11 protein-coding genes and 2 pseudogenes are annotated in these 16,420 nt (G+C 65.5%); 4 read left to right on the top strand and 9 right to left on the bottom strand.

Going from position 1 to position 16,420, the window contains the following annotated elements; translation table 11 throughout:
• Positions 1-284: 284 nt before the first annotated feature.
• From QOS90_RS23355 to ptsP, 3 genes are read right to left on the bottom strand one after another with little or no spacing between them, the layout of a single operon-like run.
• Entirely contained in the window at positions 285-2,024 is a 1,740-nt protein-coding gene (locus QOS90_RS23355; protein ID WP_085274091.1) for a PTS fructose-like transporter subunit IIB, read from the bottom strand.
• Positions 2,021-2,968 carry a 1-phosphofructokinase gene (gene pfkB, locus QOS90_RS23350; protein WP_027594421.1) on the bottom strand — a complete coding sequence of 316 codons (948 nt, stop codon included), beginning with the start codon at positions 2,966-2,968 and terminating at the stop codon, positions 2,021-2,023. The genes QOS90_RS23355 and pfkB overlap by 4 nt, the downstream gene beginning before the upstream one ends.
• Positions 2,968-5,820 (bottom strand): phosphoenolpyruvate--protein phosphotransferase, encoded by a 2,853-nt coding sequence (gene ptsP, locus QOS90_RS23345; protein ID WP_027594422.1) that lies wholly within the window; start codon positions 5,818-5,820, stop codon positions 2,968-2,970. Before ptsP ends, pfkB begins: the two co-directional genes overlap by 1 nt.
• Before the next feature lie 277 nt (positions 5,821-6,097).
• On the opposite strand from ptsP, the gene cra reads away from it, so the two are divergent.
• Both cra and QOS90_RS23335 read left to right on the top strand, forming a co-directional pair.
• A complete protein-coding gene (gene cra / locus QOS90_RS23340; RefSeq protein ID WP_027594423.1) occupies positions 6,098-7,093 on the top strand; it encodes a catabolite repressor/activator in 996 nt (331 codons plus the stop codon).
• A gap of 2 nt (positions 7,094-7,095) precedes the next feature.
• A complete protein-coding gene (locus tag QOS90_RS23335; protein WP_027594424.1) occupies positions 7,096-7,872 on the top strand; it encodes a TatD family hydrolase in 777 nt (258 codons plus the stop codon).
• A 127-nt stretch (positions 7,873-7,999) separates the two neighbouring features.
• Here QOS90_RS23335 and QOS90_RS27745 read toward each other — a convergent pair whose 3' ends face one another.
• The 5 genes and pseudogenes from QOS90_RS27745 to QOS90_RS23315 all read right to left on the bottom strand — a co-directional run bounded on the left by QOS90_RS27745 (position 8,000) and on the right by QOS90_RS23315 (position 13,886).
• A complete protein-coding gene (locus tag QOS90_RS27745; RefSeq protein WP_371918159.1) occupies positions 8,000-8,704 on the bottom strand; it encodes a methyl-accepting chemotaxis protein in 705 nt (234 codons plus the stop codon).
• A 153-nt stretch (positions 8,705-8,857) separates the two neighbouring features.
• A pseudogene (locus tag QOS90_RS27740) lies at positions 8,858-9,061 on the bottom strand (HAMP domain-containing protein); the annotation flags it as partial.
• Between the two features lie 1,168 nt (positions 9,062-10,229).
• Complete coding sequence (gene ampE / locus QOS90_RS23325) at positions 10,230-11,060, bottom strand: regulatory signaling modulator protein AmpE (protein ID WP_027594426.1); 831 nt, start codon at positions 11,058-11,060, stop codon at positions 10,230-10,232.
• Positions 11,057-11,623 carry a 1,6-anhydro-N-acetylmuramyl-L-alanine amidase AmpD gene (gene ampD, locus QOS90_RS23320; RefSeq protein WP_085274092.1) on the bottom strand — a complete coding sequence of 189 codons (567 nt, stop codon included), beginning with the start codon at positions 11,621-11,623 and terminating at the stop codon, positions 11,057-11,059. Before ampD ends, ampE begins: the two co-directional genes overlap by 4 nt.
• Positions 11,624-11,711: 88 nt before the next feature.
• Positions 11,712-13,886, bottom strand: a complete 2,175-nt coding sequence (locus QOS90_RS23315) for a DUF1631 domain-containing protein (RefSeq protein WP_085274093.1) — start codon at positions 13,884-13,886, stop codon at positions 11,712-11,714.
• Positions 13,887-14,127: 241 nt separating this feature from the next.
• Between QOS90_RS23315 and nadC the strand changes: the two genes are divergently transcribed.
• Both nadC and QOS90_RS23305 read left to right on the top strand, forming a co-directional pair.
• Entirely contained in the window at positions 14,128-14,976 is an 849-nt protein-coding gene (gene nadC / locus QOS90_RS23310; RefSeq protein ID WP_027594429.1) for a carboxylating nicotinate-nucleotide diphosphorylase, read from the top strand.
• Between the two features lie 76 nt (positions 14,977-15,052).
• Positions 15,053-15,148: pseudogene (locus QOS90_RS23305) on the top strand (carboxylating nicotinate-nucleotide diphosphorylase); the annotation flags it as partial.
• A gap of 181 nt (positions 15,149-15,329) precedes the next feature.
• On the opposite strand, the gene trxB reads toward QOS90_RS23305, so the two are convergent.
• The gene (gene trxB / locus QOS90_RS23300; protein WP_027594430.1) at positions 15,330-16,292 is read right to left on the bottom strand and encodes a thioredoxin-disulfide reductase; all 963 of its coding nucleotides are present in this window, start codon (positions 16,290-16,292) and stop codon (positions 15,330-15,332) included.
• Between the last annotated feature and the right edge of the window lie 128 nt (positions 16,293-16,420).

Below are 16,420 nucleotides of genomic sequence, written 5' to 3'. Positions count from 1 at the left end.
CTTGACCTGTAGGAGCAGCCTTGTGCTGCGAAAGGGCCGGTATGGCTGAACATTTTGGTAGGCAGTGATGGCCTCTTCGCAGCACAAGGCTGCTCCTACAGATACGGTGGCCAGCCGACCTCAGGGTCGGCTTTTGCTGGTTCAATGCTGACCTCAGGCTTGTGCTTGACCTGTAGGAGCAGCCTTGTGCTGCGAAAGGGCCGGTATGGCTGAATATTTTGTTAGGCGGTGATGGCCTCTTCGCAGCACAAGGCTGCTCCTACACAGTTCGCGGCTGGGTGGGGCTAGCCTTTCACCGGCGCGACGGCCAGTTCCACTTGCTCGCTCTTCTTGATCACCGCATACACCACGGCCGTCAGCAAGCTGCCGGCGACGATCGCCAGCAGGTACAGCAACGCATGGTTGATGGCATTGGGGATCAGCAGCACGAACAGGCCACCGTGCGGCGCCATCAGCTTGCAGCCGAAGTACATCGACAGTGCACCGGTCAAGGCCCCCCCGGCGACACTCGCCGGGATCACCCGTAGAGGGTCCTTGGCGGCAAACGGGATGGCACCTTCAGAGATGAAGCACAGCCCCAGTGCCAACGCGGCCTTGCCCGCCTCGCGTTCACTCTGGGCGAACTTGCGCCGGGCGAGGAAGCTGGCAATGCCCAGGCCGATGGGCGGCACCATGCCGGCGGCCATGGTCGCCGCCATGGGGGCGTAGCTCGACGAGGCCAGCAGGCCCACCGAAAACGCGTAGGCGGCCTTGTTGATCGGGCCGCCCAGGTCGACGCACATCATGCCGCCGAGCACCAACCCCAGCAGGATGGCATTGGTGGTGCCCATGCTGTCGAGGAACTGTGTCAGCCCTTCGAGCATGGCCGCCACCGGCTGGCCAACCACGTAGATCATCACCAGGCCCGTGAACAAGCTGGCCAACAGCGGAATGATCAGGATCGGCTTGAGCGCCTCCAGGCTGCTCGGCAAGCGTGCCCAGCGGGCAATGGCCTTGGCGCTGTAGCCGGCGAGAAAACCGGCGATGATGCCGCCGATGAAGCCCGCGCCCAGGGTGTTGGCCAGCAACCCACCAATCATACCGGGCGCCAGGCCCGGGCGGTCGGCGATCGACCAGGCGATGTAGCCGGCCAACAGCGGCACCATCAGTTTGAACGCCGCCTCGCCGCCAATCTGCATCAACGCTGCCGGCAAGGTGCCCGGCTCTTTGTAGGCCTCGATGCCGAACACGAACGACAAGGCGATCAGCAGGCCACCCGCCACCACCATTGGCAACATGAACGACACCCCGGTGAGCAGGTGCTTGTACACGCCGGTCTTTTCACCCTTACCGGAAGCGGAGGCCGCCGCGGCATCTGCAGCGTTCTCGACCTTGCCTTCAGCCAGGGCCTTGTCCAGGGTGGCGCGTGCCTGCTTGAGGGCGATGCCGGTGCCGCAGCGGTAAATGCGCTTGCCGGCAAACCGTGCGGTGGGCACTTCGATGTCGGCGGCCAGCAGCACCACGTCGGCTTCGGCGATGGCTTGGGCGGACAGCGGGTTGCGTGCCCCCACCGAGCCCTGGGTCTCCACGGTGAGTTGATAGCCCTGCTGCTGCGCGGCCTGCTGCAAGGCTTCAGCGGCCATGAACGTGTGCGCGACGCCGGTCGGGCACGCCGTGACCGCGACAATCCGCACGCCAGCCCCACTCAACGCTGCCGGGCTGTCGGGCGTATCCGCCAACAGCTGGGCGTTGGCCGCCGCCTCGTCGAGGAACCCCTCACGGTCGGCCAGGGCCTGGGACGGCGTGCTCTGGTACACGCGCTTGCCGACGAAGCGGGCCAGGTCGATAGGCCCGGTGCTGACTACCAGTACCCAATCGGCCTCGGCAAGCTGGGCCGCCGTCAGTTGCCGCTCGGGGTGCTCAGCGTCCTGCACCTCGACACGGGTGCTCCAGCCACGGCGCTGCGCGGCTGCCGCCAGCAAGCGCGCGCTCAGCACACTGGACACCTGGCCGTTGGGGCAGGCGGTGACAATGGCAATGTTCATCGGCAACCCTCTTGTTGTTCTGTCAGTTGCACGCCGGCTTCAAGGCGTGCCAGTTGCTCGCGGTCACGTATGCCAAAGCCGACCTGGGTCACGGCCTGGGCGGCAATGGCGGTAGCGCGGCTCAAGGTCTGCGCCGGCGCCTCGCCACGCAACAGGCCGTCGACCATGCCAGCCACCAGCGAATCCCCCGCACCCACGGTACTGGCCACCCGCACCGTGGGCGGCTGGGCATGCAGGGCGAGGTCGCGGGCGAACCAGCTGACGCCGTGCTCGCCGGCCGACACCACCACATGCTCGATTCCGCTGGCCAGCAGCCGCTCGGCAGCCGCGCGTTGCTGCGCTGGGGTTTGTACGGCCAGGCCCAGCACCTCGCCCAATTCCTCGGTGTTGGGCTTGACCAGCCAAGGCGCACTTTGCAGGCCGACACGCAAGGCTTCGCCGCTGCTGTCGAGGGCGACCTTGAGGCCTTGGGCTTTGAGTTTTTCGAGCAACTGGCGGAACCATTCGGGGCTGATACCCCGTGGCAGGCTGCCGGCCACCACTACCGCGTCATGCCCTGGGGCGATCTGTTCCAGCCGCCGCAGCAACGCGGTACGGGCGGCTTCATCGACTTCTGGCCCCTGGCCGTTGATATCGGTCACGCGGCCCTCAGCTTCGACCAGCTTGATGTTGCTGCGCGTTTCGCCTGGCACGCGGACAAAACAGTCGGCAAAACCACGCCAGGCGATCAAGGCCTCGAACGGCTGCAGGTTGTCCTGCCCAAGAAAGCCGCCCACGGTGACGCTGTGGCCAAGGTCGGCCAAGACCTGGGCAACGTTCAGCCCTTTGCCCGCCGCATCGCTGTGCTGGGCCTGGCTACGGTTGACGTGCCCCGGGCGCAAAGTATCGAGGCTGATGGTGATGTCCAGCGCCGGGTTCAGGGTAAGGGTGAGGATCTTGGCCATCAGTAACGCTCCACCAGCGCGCGAACCGCCGCGGCGCTGTCTTGTTGCAAGGCTTCGCGCGCCAGGGCGCGGGCCGTTTGGTGATCGGCCTGGCGAACCAGGGCTTTGACTTCGGCAATGCTGCGGGCGGCGACGCTCAACTCGTCAACATCCAGGCCAAGCAGCACGGCCACCGCCTGCGGGTCGGCGGCCAGCTCACCGCACACGCCCACCCACTTGCCTTCGGCATGGGCAGCGCGCACGGTCATGTCGATCAGGCTCAATACGGCCGGGTGCAGGCCGTCGGCCTGGGCCGACAGGCTCGGGTGGCCACGGTCGATGGCCAGGGTGTATTGGGTCAGGTCGTTGGTGCCGATGCTGAAGAAGTCCACTTCGCGGGCCAACTGCGGCGCCAGCAGGGCTGCCGAGGGCACTTCGACCATGATCCCCAGTTGCAGGTCGGTCACAGGGATTTCCTCACGCAGGCGCTCGACCATGGCCCGCGCTTCACGCCACTCGTGCACCTGGCCGACCATCGGGAACATGATCCGCAGCGGGCGCTGGTCAGCGGCGCGCAGCAAGGCGCGCAACTGGTCTTCCATGACCTGCGGGCGCTGCAACGTCAAACGCACGCCGCGCACGCCGAGGAAGGGGTTGTCTTCGGCAGCGATCGGCCAGTACGGCAGCGGCTTGTCGCCGCCGACATCCAGGGTGCGCACCACCAGGGGCCGGCCACCCAGGCCATCGAGCACGCGGCGGTACTCGGCCTCTTGGGTGGCGACGTCGGGTGCCTGGGGGTGGGCCATGAAGATCAGTTCGGTGCGCAGCAGCCCGACGCCTTCCGCGCCCTGCTCCACCACCTTGTCGATACCGCTGCTTTCACCGATGTTGGCGAAAACTTCGACCGCATGGCCATCGCGGGTGACTGCCGGCTCATGGCGACGGGCCCAGGCTGCCTGCAAGCGCTGTTCGCGCTGGTCGCGCTCGGCCAGGGCACGCTGCAGCTCGGCGGCCGCTGGCGCAACACTGACCACACCGCGTTGCCCATCGAGCAGCAATGGCGTGCCGGCCTCGAGCAGCAGAATCGACGCACCGGCACCGACCACTGCCGGAATGCCCAGGGCACGCGCGACAATGGCGCTGTGGGCCGTCGCGCCGCCTTGGGCGGTGACGATACCGGCGACCCGGCTCGGGTCCAGCCTGGCCACATCGGAAGGGCCGACCTCGGTCATCACCAGCACATAGGGCTGTTCGGGCTCGACCTGCGCCTGCACGCCGCACAACTGGGCCAGCACGCGCCGGCCGATGTCGCGCAGGTCAGCGGCCCGTTCGGCGAGCAAGGCGTCATGCAGCGACTCTTGCTGCCGGGCTGCCGCCTCGATCACGGCCATCCACGCCGCCGGGGCGCTTTCGCCCTGGGCCAGGCGCTGCTCGACATCGTCGGCCAACGCCGGGTCGGCGAGCATTTCTTGGTGGGTGACGAAGATCTCGCCGATGGCCTTGTCGCTGCGCTGCACCAAGTTGTGCAGCTCGCTGTTCACCGTTGCCAAGGCCTCGCGCAGCTTGGCCCGTTCCTGGGCGAGGGATTCGCCGCGCAGGGGGTAATCGATGTCGCGCTCGACGCAAACGTGCGCCGGGCCACTGGCAATCCCAGGCGCCGCGCCCACACCCTGAATCCGGCTGCCTGCGGCGGGTGCCTGAAGCACTTCGAGTGGCAGGCTGGCTAGCGGTGCGGAGCTTTGTGGCAGCGGCTCGACGTCCTCGCCCAAGCCCGCTTCGATGGCCGCCAGCAGCGCTGGCAAGGCATCGGCGGCGATGGCCGGTTCGGCAATCAGTTCCAGCTCTTGGCCACGGCGGGCGCCGAGGCTTAGCAGCTTGCTAAGGCTCTTGACCGACACCGCTGGCTGCGCGCTGTCGGTCAGCCGCACACGGATTTCGCCCTCGAAGCCTTTGGCCAGTTGCGCCAGCACCTTGGCCGGGCGGGCATGCAAACCATGGGGGTTGGCCAACACGATGCGCGCACTGGGCCAATCCGCCGGCGCCTCACCGCCCAGCACCTGCAGTACCGCACGGCTGCTGGTGGCCTGGTAGAGCATCTGCCCGCGCCCTTCGATCAGCACTTCGCACAAGCGCTCGAGCAAAGCCTGATGAGCGGCGCCGAGGCTGGCCAGGCAGAACAGGCCGTTGAGCGGCTGATCGCGATAGCGCAGCGGTTGCTGCGGGGTAATGAACGACAAGCCCGGCTGGCGCACCTGGCGCTCGCTGTGCAGCCACCACAGGCCCTCGCCCAGTGGCAAAGGCTCGGCCTGCTGCAGCACGGCGGCAAAGCCATTGTCGACGCAACCGGCGCGCTGCAGCAGGCGCGCACCACGCCAGGCCAGCTCGTCGAAATCTTCGGCCGGCAGGTTCAAGCCAACCAGTTGCGCATCCAACGCCAACGCCTGTGGCGCGCCTTGCAACAGTTTGAGCAAGGCTTCGGCAGAGCTGGCCCGGCGCAGCGCCTCGGCCAGGTCGGTCTCGCCCAGGGCACGGGTCAGCAATTGCAGCAGGCGCAGGTGTTCATCGGAACGGGCGGCGATGCCGATGGCCAGATAGACCTTTTGGCCATCGCCCCAGTCCACGCCTTCGGGGAACTGCAGCAAGCGCACACCGGTGGTGTGGACCAGGTCGCGGGTCTGCGGCGTGCCATGCGGGATGGCAATGCCCTGCCCGAGGAAGGTCGAGCCTTGTGCCTCGCGGGCCTGCAGGCCCGCAAGGTAGCCCTCGGCGACCAGGCCGTCGGCCACCAGCTGATCTGCCAGCAGGCGCAAGGCCTCGGCCTTGTCCGCAGCCTTCTGGCCCATGGCTATTTGCCCTGTGGCGAGCTCGAGCATGCCCTTCTCCTTTTGCAGTGCCCAGGTGGGGTACTGAGGTATTGTTGTCGAAAATGGCCAGTTGAACAGCCTTGCGCAGATGGCAGCCGAGGCAGAAAATTTGGCAGCTGAAACGATTAACCTGACCAGGCGGCCACGTTACTCGATAATCTCCCGAGGAAAAAGCCCCATCCTGTCGGACAATTGCGACAATGGTCGTCTGCGCGCGAGCGCAGCTCCGGGTCAAACTATCCGGTCTGGCCTCGCAGCCAGCCCCGGTAATAACAAGGAAAATTCGGTGAAACTCAGCGATATCGCCCGTCTGGCCGGTGTGTCCGTGACCACTGCCAGCTACGTCATCAATGGCAAGGCCGAACAGCAGCGCATCAGCAGCAGCACTGTCGAGCGTGTGCGCGCAGTGGTCGAGGCCCATGGCTTCACGCCCAACCCGCAAGCCGCCGGCCTGCGCAGCCGGCATACCCGCACATTGGGCTTCATTCTCCCGGATCTGGAAAACCCCAGCTACGCCCGCATCGCCAAGCAGCTCGAGCAAGGCGCCCGCGCCCGTGGCTATCAGTTGCTGATTGCCAGCAGCGATGACCAGCCGGACAGCGAGCGCCAGCTGCAGCAACTGTTCCGCGCCCGTCGTTGCGATGCCCTGTTCGTCGCCAGCTGCTTGCCTGTGGAAGACGACAGTTACCGTGAGCTGCAAGACAAAGGCCTGCCGGTGATCGCCATCGACCGTCGCCTGGACCCCGCACACTTCTGCTCGGTGATCAGCGATGATCGCGACGCCAGCCGTCAGCTGGCCGCCAGCCTGCTCAGCGCAGCCCCGCGCAGCATCGCCCTGATTGGCGCCCGCCCGGAGCTTTCGGTCAGCCAGGCCCGTGCCGGCGGCTTCGACGAAGCCCTGCAAGGCTATGCAGGTGAGGTGCGCCGTTATCAGGGTGAGGCGTTCAGCCGTGAATGCGGTCAGCGCCTGATGCAGCAACTGATCGACGAACAGGGTGGCCTGCCGGATGCCCTGGTAACCACCTCCTACGTGCTGCTGCAGGGCGTGTTCGACACCTTGCAGGCGCGCCCCGCCGACTCGCGCCAGCTGCAGTTGGGCACCTTCGGTGACAACCAGTTGCTCGACTTCCTGCCGCTTCCGGTCAACGCCATGGCCCAACAGCACGGGCTGATCGCCGCCACTGCGCTAGAGCTGGCCCTGGCAGCCATCGAGGAAGAGCGTTACGAGCCCGGCGTGCACGCCATCGGCCGAACCTTCAAGCAACGCATCCCAGCGGCCTGAACATGCGCCTGATCGACACCCACACCCACCTGGACTTCCCTGACTTCGACGCCGACCGCTCGCGCCTGCTGGCCAATGCGGCGGCGCGCGGGGTGGAACGCATGGTGGTGCTGGGGGTGTATCAGGCGAATTTCCAGCGGGTGTGGGACCTGGCCTGCGCCGACACGCGTGTGGCTGCTGCCCTGGGCTTGCATCCGGTTTACCTGGGCCAGCATCGCCCAGAGCACCTTGCCCAGCTGCGCGACTGGCTGGAGCGCCTGCAGGGCGACCCGCGCCTGTGCGCCGTGGGTGAGTTCGGGTTGGATTACTACCTGGAAGCATTGGACAAGGATCGCCAGCAGGCACTGTTCGAAGCACAACTGCAGATGGCCTGCGATTTCGAATTGCCGGCCTTGCTGCATGTGCGCCGCAGCCATGCCCAGGTGATCGCCACGCTCAAGCGCTACAAGCCGGCCCGGGCTGGGGTCATCCATGCCTTTGCAGGCAGCTATGAAGAGGCGCGCGAGTACATCAAGCTCGGTTTCCGCCTGGGGCTTGGCGGGGCGGCTACCTGGCCGCAGGCAGTGCGCTTGCGCAAGACCCTTGCCCGACTGCCGCTGGAAAGCGTAGTGCTGGAGACCGACGCGCCAGACATGGCCCCGGTGATGTACCCCGGGCAGCGTAATAGCCCGGAACACCTGCCGGAGATTGCCGCAGCGCTGGCTGAGGTGATTGGCATAGAGGTGGACGTGTTGGCTGACGCCAGCAGCAAGAATGCCTGTGAGTTATTTGGCTGGTAGCTGCCTGCCCCGGCGCTAGCGCTGTAGGAGCAGCCTTGTGCTGCGAAGAGGCCATTACCGCCACAGCCTCTCTACAGCCAAACCGGCCTCTTCGCAGCACAAGGCTGCTCCTACAGAGGTAGCCTCATTAAACCCTGAACGCCCCGATCAACCGTTTCAACTCCACCACCTGAGCAGACAATGCCCGGCTAGCCTCCTCGGTCTGGCAGGCTCCTTGGGTGGTGTCCTGCGCGGCGCTGTTGATCGCCACGATGTTCTGGTCGATGTCATGCGCCACGGCGGTCTGCTGCTCCACAGCAGCGGCAATCTGCTGGTTCTGCTCGACGATACTGCCCACCGCACCCAAAATATTGCCCAACGCCTGCTGCACCTGTCGCGTTTCATCCACGGTGCCAGCGGCCATCTGGTGGCTGCTGCCCATGGCACTGACCGCCGCTGCGACCCCCTCCTGCAAGCGCTGGATCATCTGCGCGATCTCTGCGGTCGAGTCCTGGGTGCGCCTGGCCAAGGTGCGCACCTCATCGGCGACCACCGCGAAGCCTCGGCCTTGCTCCCCGGCGCGCGCGGCCTCGATCGCGGCGTTGAGTGCCAGCAGGTTGGTCTGCTCGGCAATGCTGCGGATCACTTCAAGCACCCGCCCGATGGCCTGGCTGTCACTGGCTAGCTGATTGATGGCCCCCACGCTCTGGTCGATCTCGGCAGCCAGCCGGTCGATGCTGCCTTGCTGGCGTTGCACCAGGCCACGGCCAGTGGCGCTTTCCTGGTTGACCTGTTGCGCGCCATCGGCAGCCAGCGCCGCGCTGCGTGCGACCTCCTGGGCAGTGGCGCTCATCTGGTTCATGGCCGTGGCCACTTGCTCGATTTGCTCACGCTGGCCGCTGACTGCCTGGTTGCTCCGCACTGACACCGCCAACACTTGGCTGGCCTGTTCTTCGACGGCCACCACGGTGCGGCCAACCTGGTCGATCAGGCCACGGATACGCTGCACGGTGTCGCTGAAACCTTGCCCCAGCTCGCCCAACTCGTCGCGGCTGCGGGCCTGGAAGCTGACCGTCATGTCGCCGTCGGCGACCTTGCCCATCGCCTTGCCGAGCTGGCGCAGGGTCGCCCGGGTCGAGACGTAGAACCCGCTGTACAGGTACACAATCAGCGCGAACACACCGGCCAGCACCGCCACCAGGCCGATCATGCGCCATTGTTGCTCGCCCAGCCGGTCCTGCAGTTGGCCCCGCAGGTGCATGAGAATGGCCTCGTTGAGGCGGTAGGTGTGCCCCATCAGCTCATGGGTTTGCTGATAGAACGCAGGCCAGGGCGCGTCCAGAGTCTCGGCCACCACCACCTGCGCTTCGAATAACGCGGCGGCCTGCCTGACCGTCGCCTGGCTGGCCTGGGCGCTGCTGGCCAGGGCTGCTTTGGCCGCGGGGTCACTGCCCAGGGCGTCCTCCAAACGCAGTGCGTAGTCGGTGGCCAGGCGCTCGAGGCGCTGCAGCAAATCTTCGAAGCGCGCGCTGCCGGACGAATCCATGAAGCCACGCCCCAGGGCAATGGCCCCCATCGCCTGCCCGTCCGCCAGGGCCTGGGTGACCTGCGCCGTCGCCACACCAAGCAGGTCGTTCAGTTGCCGCACCGAGGTTTGGCTGTCCTGGCTCAGGCCAGATTGGCTGGCCACCAGGCGGGTCAGTACCTGGGCCTGGGCGAGCAAGGCGTCGAACAACGCCGTTTTGTTCTGCAGCGAGGACTCTTCGCGGGCGCGGGCAAAGGCATCGGCCAAGTCCTCGCGCTTGGCTTCCAGCTGCGGGTCGTCGCTATGCAGTGCCTGGAGATGCTCCTGCACGTTGCCCTGCAACGCAGCAATACGCGATTCGACATCACCGGCCTGGCCCGACTGGCCGATTACGGCATTGATCTGCAGGAGGCTGCCCAAGGCTTCGAAGCCTGCGCGCAGGGCCAGGCTTTCGCGCAGGGGGGCGATGCCCTGCAGCTCGGCGCGGGTGGCCTGAAACTGCTGGTACGCATCGCGTACCAGGTAGCCGCTGATGACCAGCATGGGCAGGAAAAACAGGACGCTGACAAGGCTGAACTTCTGACCGAAGCTCAGCCGGTTCATCAGTGCGATCGCCGGATAAAGCAGACGCTTCACGGGGCACCTCCTTGGATTCTTATTGTTCTACGGGGTAGCACAGTGCCACGTGTATACCGCAGATCGAATCGGAGGTTTGTAACTTATGGTTAAGCCCCGGTAGGAGCAGCCTTGTGCTGCGAAGAGGCCAGTTGCATCCCGAAGATTCAGGGGTGGTGCTACTGGCCTCTTCGCAGCACAAGGCTGCTCCTACAGGGCGCGTGTTACGGCGGTGAGGTCAGACCAGCACCGTCCACAACGCAAACGCGGCGTACCACAGCACCGCGCAGCGCAGCAGCAATTCCCAAAGGCTGTCCAGCCGGCTTAGGCCACGCTGGCTGTCTTCTTCCTCGGGGATATCGTCGGCAATGCGCCCAACCCTGGCCACCAGGTGGCCGGCGCTGATGTGCCAGTTAAGGAGCTCGTGCAGCATCACGCGGGTCACCGCGACGAAGTTGCCGACCAGCGCAAAGCTCAAGGCCATCACCCGCACCGGCAGCCAGTCCATGATGTGCCGCAGTTGCTCGGCACGCGCCTTGAGCGCGGGCTGCTTGCTGTGCTCGCCGCACAGCGCCAGCAGGCGATAGGCCAAGGCAGCGCCTGGGCCGAGCACGAAATACCAGAAGATCACGGCGAAGAAGCTCTGGTAGGCCTGCCACAGCAGGTAACCCTGCACCCGCACCAGCAGGCTGTGAGGCTCGTCGGCCACCAGGCCCAGGTCGCGCTCGGCCACGTGCAGGGCGGCCTGATCGTCACCCCGCCGCCAGGCATCGCGAAACGGCCCCAGCGCCGCTTTCGCATCGCCGCGGCCCAGGCTGTAGATCAACACCAGCAGGTGCACCGGCAATGCCAGCAGGCCATAGGCGACGGGCTCCAGCACATGCAGCAGCAAGGCCAGCACCGCTACCGGCGCCAGCACCAGAATGGCCAACGTCCACCACGGCTGCACCTTGCCGCTGCGCTCCAGGCGCACCAGTTCACCGAGGAAAAAACCATCGCGCTGTATTCGATGGCGCAGTGCCGAAAATTTCTCGACCCACAGCGCCAGCAGCAAAACCAGAAAACTCATGAGTTGTCCTCGTTATCCTTCACGGTTTGGCGATAGCGGCCCCAGTCGAAGGCCGGGCCTGGGTCGGTCTTGCGCACCGGTGCTATGTCGCTGTGGCCCTGGATGCGTTCAAGGCTGATGACCGGCCAGGCGTCGCGGATCTGCCGGGTCAGCTGCGCCAGCGTGGTGTACTGGGCATCGGTGTATGGCAGGTCGTCAGTGCCTTCGAGTTCGATGCCGATGGAGAAGTCGTTGCAGCCCTCGCGCCCGTCGAAGCACGAGACACCGGCATGCCAGGCGCGGTCGAGCAACGACACGAACTGGGTCACAGCGCCATCGCGCTCGACGAACAGGTGCGCCGAAACCGTCAGGTGGCAGATGCTCTGGAAATAGGGATGTTCATGGGCGTCCAGGCGGTTCTGGAAGAATGCCTGAACCTTGCCGGTGCCGAAACACGCCGGCGGCAAGCTGATGTTGTGAATCACCAGCAGGGAGATCGACTCGCCCTCGGGGCGCGCGTTGAAGTTCGGCGACGGGCAGTGGGTGATTCCGTGGAACCAGCCGGTGGCACGGTCCAATTGCATGGGGCAGATCCTGAAAAAACGCCGGGTACAGAGCAGCAGTATGCCCTGCGTCCGCGGCCGTTTGCATGTGAATCATTGTAATGATGACTCAATGGACCTGCTGTTGCCGCAGCCCTTCGAGCACCGACTCCAGCGCCCGCTCAAACAGCGCGCCGTCATCGAGCACCCGCACCTCTCCCCGGTGCAGCGCCTGGGCGAGGCTGCCGCTGTTCCACTCACGCACTTTCATGCCCGTGCGATTGGCGAACACCAGCCGATCGTTGCTGTCGATGCGCGCCACCAGCTTGCAGCGCAATGGGTCGTCTTCATCGAACACCTCGACCCAGCTGCCGATACGCAGGCGCTGCACCTGGCGCAATGCCGAGGCATTGCCGTCGACAAGGTGCAGGGGGGCGCAGGCGGGCTCTTCGGCAAGGGCCAGCACAATGTCCTCGTCCACCAGCACCTCGTCCAGCACGGGCGGGCCATCGGCCCTGTGCCCTTCGGACGCCGAGCAAGCGCGCAGGTGCAATTGCTCAAGCTGCTGGAAGAAGTCACGGGTGGCGGTGGAGTCCAGCGCCACGCCTGCCAGGCCTTCGCGCAAGGCCTTGAGCAGGCCGGGCACCTGTTGCAGCAGTTGCTGACAGGCCTGCGGGTCGTGGTGCGGGGCGATACTGGCGAGCAGCGTGTCCAGGGTGGCCAGGCCGTTGCGCCATGCCTCGGACCCTTCGCCCTGCTTGAGCCACGCCAGCAGCAGCACCTGGCTCCAGCCCTGCACCAGCATTTGCACCACCACGTGCGGCAGCACCCGCCCGCGCAGACGCTGGTTGAGCACCTGCTGCACCTGCTGGCGGGCCTGCAGGGTACGCGCCCGGCCCTCTTCGGCGTCGCGGGTACGCTGTTCGAGTAACTCGTTGCGGCGCCGCTCGTCCTGGCTGAAGGCGAGAAACTCGTCGAGCAGTTCAGCGAACAGGCAGGCGTCATCGGTGAAGTCGTTGAGCAGACGCTGAACGATATGTTCCACCCGTACATGCAAACTGTCGCGCAGGCCTTCGGCGCTGCTCTGCCAACCGATCGCGGCACCCGCGATCTCGTTGAGCAAGCGCCGAGCCGGGTGGCTGGCGCGGCTGAACAGCCCCTTGTCGAGCAGCGCGACCTTGAGCAGCGGGATGTGCAAACGCGCGATCAATGCCCGTAGGCTGGCGGGTAAGTTGTCGTCGTTGTGGATGAAATCGAACAGCAGGCCGATCAGGTTGATCATGTCTTCATCGGCCGTGGCGATGCGCCGACGCGTGCCACTGCGCACACTGACGCGCAACAACAGTTGTTCCAGCTGCTGGCCTAGCGCGAAGTCATCCGCCGCCTGCGTGGCGGGCACATAGTGCTGCAGGTGCGAAAGCAGGCGCAGCAGGTCGGCGGTGCTGATCGGCTGGGCAGCAGCCACCCGCTGCAAACGCGGCGCGATTTGCCCGCGCGCGGGGGCCAGAAGTGTTTGCAGTGAAGCAAAATACGCTTGCCCGGCACTGTCCGCCCCCAGCGCCCCTTGCGCCTCCAGGCTGGACGACCGGCGCCCGGCGCTCAGGCACCGATCCTCGGCGCGCCGACGTGGCGCAGGCTGCAGCTCGGGCAGCACACCGGCCGCGGCCAGCAACTGGTTAGCCTCTGCGTAGAGCACCTCCACATCACGCAACACGTAGCGTTCAAACAGCTTCAAGAGGATCAGCTTGACCCGCAGCCCGACTCCTAGGTTGCGGCCCGCTTCGAGGAAATAGCCGCACAGCGCAGCGGGGCCCACGGGGTTTTGCTGCTCGCCCACCGGGCGATCGAGCAATGCCTGCAAGCGCAAACCCAGTTGCTGCAGGGCAAGGCCGTCTCGCGAGAGCACCCGCGCGACCATGCCGTCGATGGCGGATTCACGCTCGCGCTGCGCCTTGTTGCCTGAACCCTGCGCTTCACCCAGGCCGCCCAGAGGGTCTGCCCGGCCGAGGCTGGCGAAGGTGTGATGGAAGGTGTCGAGAAAACCGCGCTCGATGCTCTTGCGCTTCAGGCGCACGTCGCGCATCGCTTCGAAATACAGGTTCTGGTCGCAGCGCTCAGCGGCCTTGTCGGCCATCTCGAAGAGGGTGACGTCGGTGTTGTCGAACAAGGCCTGCAGGCCTTGGCGCAATTGCAGCGCGGCTTTGTCGCGCACTTGCAGGAGCAATACCGGAAGGCAAGGCAGAGGCGTGCGCGCCCCTCGGTCGATGGCTGCCGCCAGGGGCACCACCTTGCCTTCTTTATGCATCCCTAACTCCTTGCAGGCTTGCTTGCCCCACGGGCAACGAATCGTCAAAGCTATGACGCCAAATACTGGTCACTATTATCGGCAAAAAAACGGACAGCTGCCAGCGCCGTTTCGCTTGCTGGGAAATGACCCTGTATTCGGCCAGATGCTCAGACGGGCCGACCAAAGGTCACCGGCCATGGCCCTGTACACACCGCTCCCCTGCCCTATAATCGCGGGCATCTAGCTTGTGGAGCCGACCATGCCGAACCTACGCCTCGCCGACCTGACCGCTGAAATCGAAGCCAACGTGCGCCGTGCACTGTTGGAGGACATCGGCAGTGGCGATATCACCGCGCAGTTGATCCCGGCCGAACGCCTGGCCAAGGCGACCATCATTACCCGCGAGGACTGCGTGATCGCTGGCACCGCCTGGGTCGACGCCGTGTTCCGCCAGCTCGACCCACGGGTGGCGGTGCACTGGCAAGTGGCCGATGGCGACCGCGCGCTGGCCAACCAGCCGCTGTTCCACCTGGAAGGCCCGGCACGCTCGCTGCTCAGCGGTGAGCGCAGCGCACTCAACTTCCTGCAGATGCTGTCGGGCGTCGCCACGCGCGCACGCTTTCTGGCCGACCTGGTCGCAGGTACCCAGGTGCGCCTGCTGGACACCCGCAAGACCCTTCCCGGCCTGCGCCTGGCGCAGAAATACGCGGTCACCTGTGGCGGTTGCGACAACCACCGCATCGGCCTTTACGATGCCTTCCTGATCAAGGAAAACCACATCGCCGCCAGCGGTGGCGTGGCCGAGGCAGTGGCGGCAGCGCACCGCATCGCCCCTGGCAAGCCGGTGGAAATCGAGGTGGAGAGCCTGGATGAACTGCGCCAAGCCCTGAATGCGGGTGCGGATATCGTCATGCTCGACGAGCTGACCCTGGACGAAATGCGCGAAGCGGTGCACATCACTGCGGGCAAGGCCAAACTCGAGGCCAGCGGCGGCGTCAACGAGAGCACCTTGCGGGTGATTGCCGAGACCGGCGTCGACTACATCTCCATTGGTGCCATGACCAAGGATGTGAAGGCCGTAGACCTGTCGATGCGTTTGAGCCTCTGAGAGGACGCGGTGCTTGTTCCGCCCTCTTCGCGGGTAAACCCGCTCCCACAGGATCACCGAAGGCTTGAGTAATGTGCGCCCCCTGTGGGAGACCGGCGTCGACTACATCTCCATTGGTGCCATGACCAAGGATGTGAAGGCCGTAGACCTGTCGATGCGTTTGAGCCTCTGAGAGGGCGCGGTGCTTGTACCGCCCTCTTCGCGGGTAAACCCGCTCCCACAGGATCACCGCAGGCTTGAGTGATGTGCCCCCCCTGTGGGAGCGGGTTTACCCGCGAAGAGGCTCGCACAGGCGCAGCAGATCTCAGGCATAAAAAAACCGGCCAGATGGCCGGTTTTTTTTCGGGCGTGGATCAGAACGCGGCGTTGGCCAGGCCGTCCAGGTAGCGCTCGACGTCCAGTGCGGCCATGCAGCCTGCACCGGCCGAGGTAATGGCCTGACGGTAAACGTGGTCGGCCACGTCGCCCGCAGCGAACACACCTTCGACGTTGGTGGCAGTGGCGTTGCCTTCGCGGCCGCCGTTGACCACCAGGTAGCCGTCCTTGAGGGTCAACTGGCCTTCGAACAGCGAGGTGTTCGGGGTGTGGCCAATGGCGATGAACACGCCGTCGACCTTGATTTCTTCGCTGCTGCCATCGTTATTCTTCAAGCGCGCACCGGTCACGCCCATGTTGTCACCCAGCACTTCGTCCAGGGTGGCATTGAGCTTGAGCTCGATCTTGCCTTCGGCCACACGGGCGTTCAGCTTGTCGACCAGGATCTTCTCGGCGCGGAAGGTTTCGCGGCGGTGAACCAGGGTCACTTTGCTGGCGATGTTGGCCAGGTACAGGGCCTCTTCCACGGCGGTGTTGCCGCCGCCGACGACCGCTACCGGCTTGTTGCGGTAGAAGAAGCCGTCACAGGTAGCGCAGGCCGAAACGCCCTTGCCCATGAAGGTTTCTTCCGACGGCAGGCCCAGGTAACGAGCGCTGGCGCCGGTGGCAACGATCAGTGCGTCGCAGGTGTAGGTGCCACTGTCACCCTGGAGGGTGAACGGCTTGTTGGCCAGGTCGACAGCGTTGATGTGGTCGAAGACGATCTCGGTCTCGAAGCGCTCGGCGTGCTCTTGCATGCGCTGCATCAGGGCTGGGCCGGTCAGGCCATGGGGGTCGCCCGGCCAGTTGTCGACTTCGGTGGTGGTGGTCAGCTGGCCACCGGCCTGCATGCCAGTGATCAGCAGCGGCTTGAGGTTGGCACGGGCGGCATAGACTGCGGCGCTGTAACCGGCAGGGCCGGAACCGAGGATGATGACGCGCGAATGACGTACTTCAGACATGTCGAACTCCTGTCGAGCCGGCCGCACGGGGCCAGCATCGGTGTGCCGGCGTTGCCAGCTGGAATTTAAAAAGGACCCACGCAACCTTGGGGAAGGCTACAACGCGTCGATCCAAAACCTAAAAGTTG

Origin of the sequence: Pseudomonas sp. LAIL14HWK12:I10, assembly GCF_900184205.1 — a bacterium.
In the GTDB taxonomy this organism is placed as follows: domain Bacteria; phylum Pseudomonadota; class Gammaproteobacteria; order Pseudomonadales; family Pseudomonadaceae; genus Aquipseudomonas; species Aquipseudomonas kermanshahensis.
This window is presented reverse-complemented; position numbering and strand designations above follow the sequence as displayed.

Excerpts from the sequence above, each read along its gene's own strand:
- QOS90_RS23355 (WP_085274091.1), bottom strand. The coding sequence starts at position 2,024 with ATGAACATTGCCATTGTCACCGCCTGCCCCAACGGCCAGGTGTCCAGT.
- pfkB (WP_027594421.1), bottom strand. The coding sequence starts at position 2,968 with ATGGCCAAGATCCTCACCCTTACCCTGAACCCGGCGCTGGACATCACC.
- ptsP (WP_027594422.1), bottom strand. The coding sequence starts at position 5,820 with ATGCTCGAGCTCGCCACAGGGCAAATAGCCATGGGCCAGAAGGCTGCG.
- QOS90_RS23335 (WP_027594424.1), top strand. The coding sequence starts at position 7,096 with ATGCGCCTGATCGACACCCACACCCACCTGGACTTCCCTGACTTCGAC.
- QOS90_RS27745 (WP_371918159.1), bottom strand. The coding sequence starts at position 8,704 with ATGAGCGCCACTGCCCAGGAGGTCGCACGCAGCGCGGCGCTGGCTGCC.
- ampE (WP_027594426.1), bottom strand. The coding sequence starts at position 11,060 with ATGAGTTTTCTGGTTTTGCTGCTGGCGCTGTGGGTCGAGAAATTTTCG.
- ampD (WP_085274092.1), bottom strand. The coding sequence starts at position 11,623 with ATGCAATTGGACCGTGCCACCGGCTGGTTCCACGGAATCACCCACTGC.
- QOS90_RS23315 (WP_085274093.1), bottom strand. The coding sequence starts at position 13,886 with ATGCATAAAGAAGGCAAGGTGGTGCCCCTGGCGGCAGCCATCGACCGA.
- nadC (WP_027594429.1), top strand. The coding sequence starts at position 14,128 with ATGCCGAACCTACGCCTCGCCGACCTGACCGCTGAAATCGAAGCCAAC.
- trxB (WP_027594430.1), bottom strand. The coding sequence starts at position 16,292 with ATGTCTGAAGTACGTCATTCGCGCGTCATCATCCTCGGTTCCGGCCCT.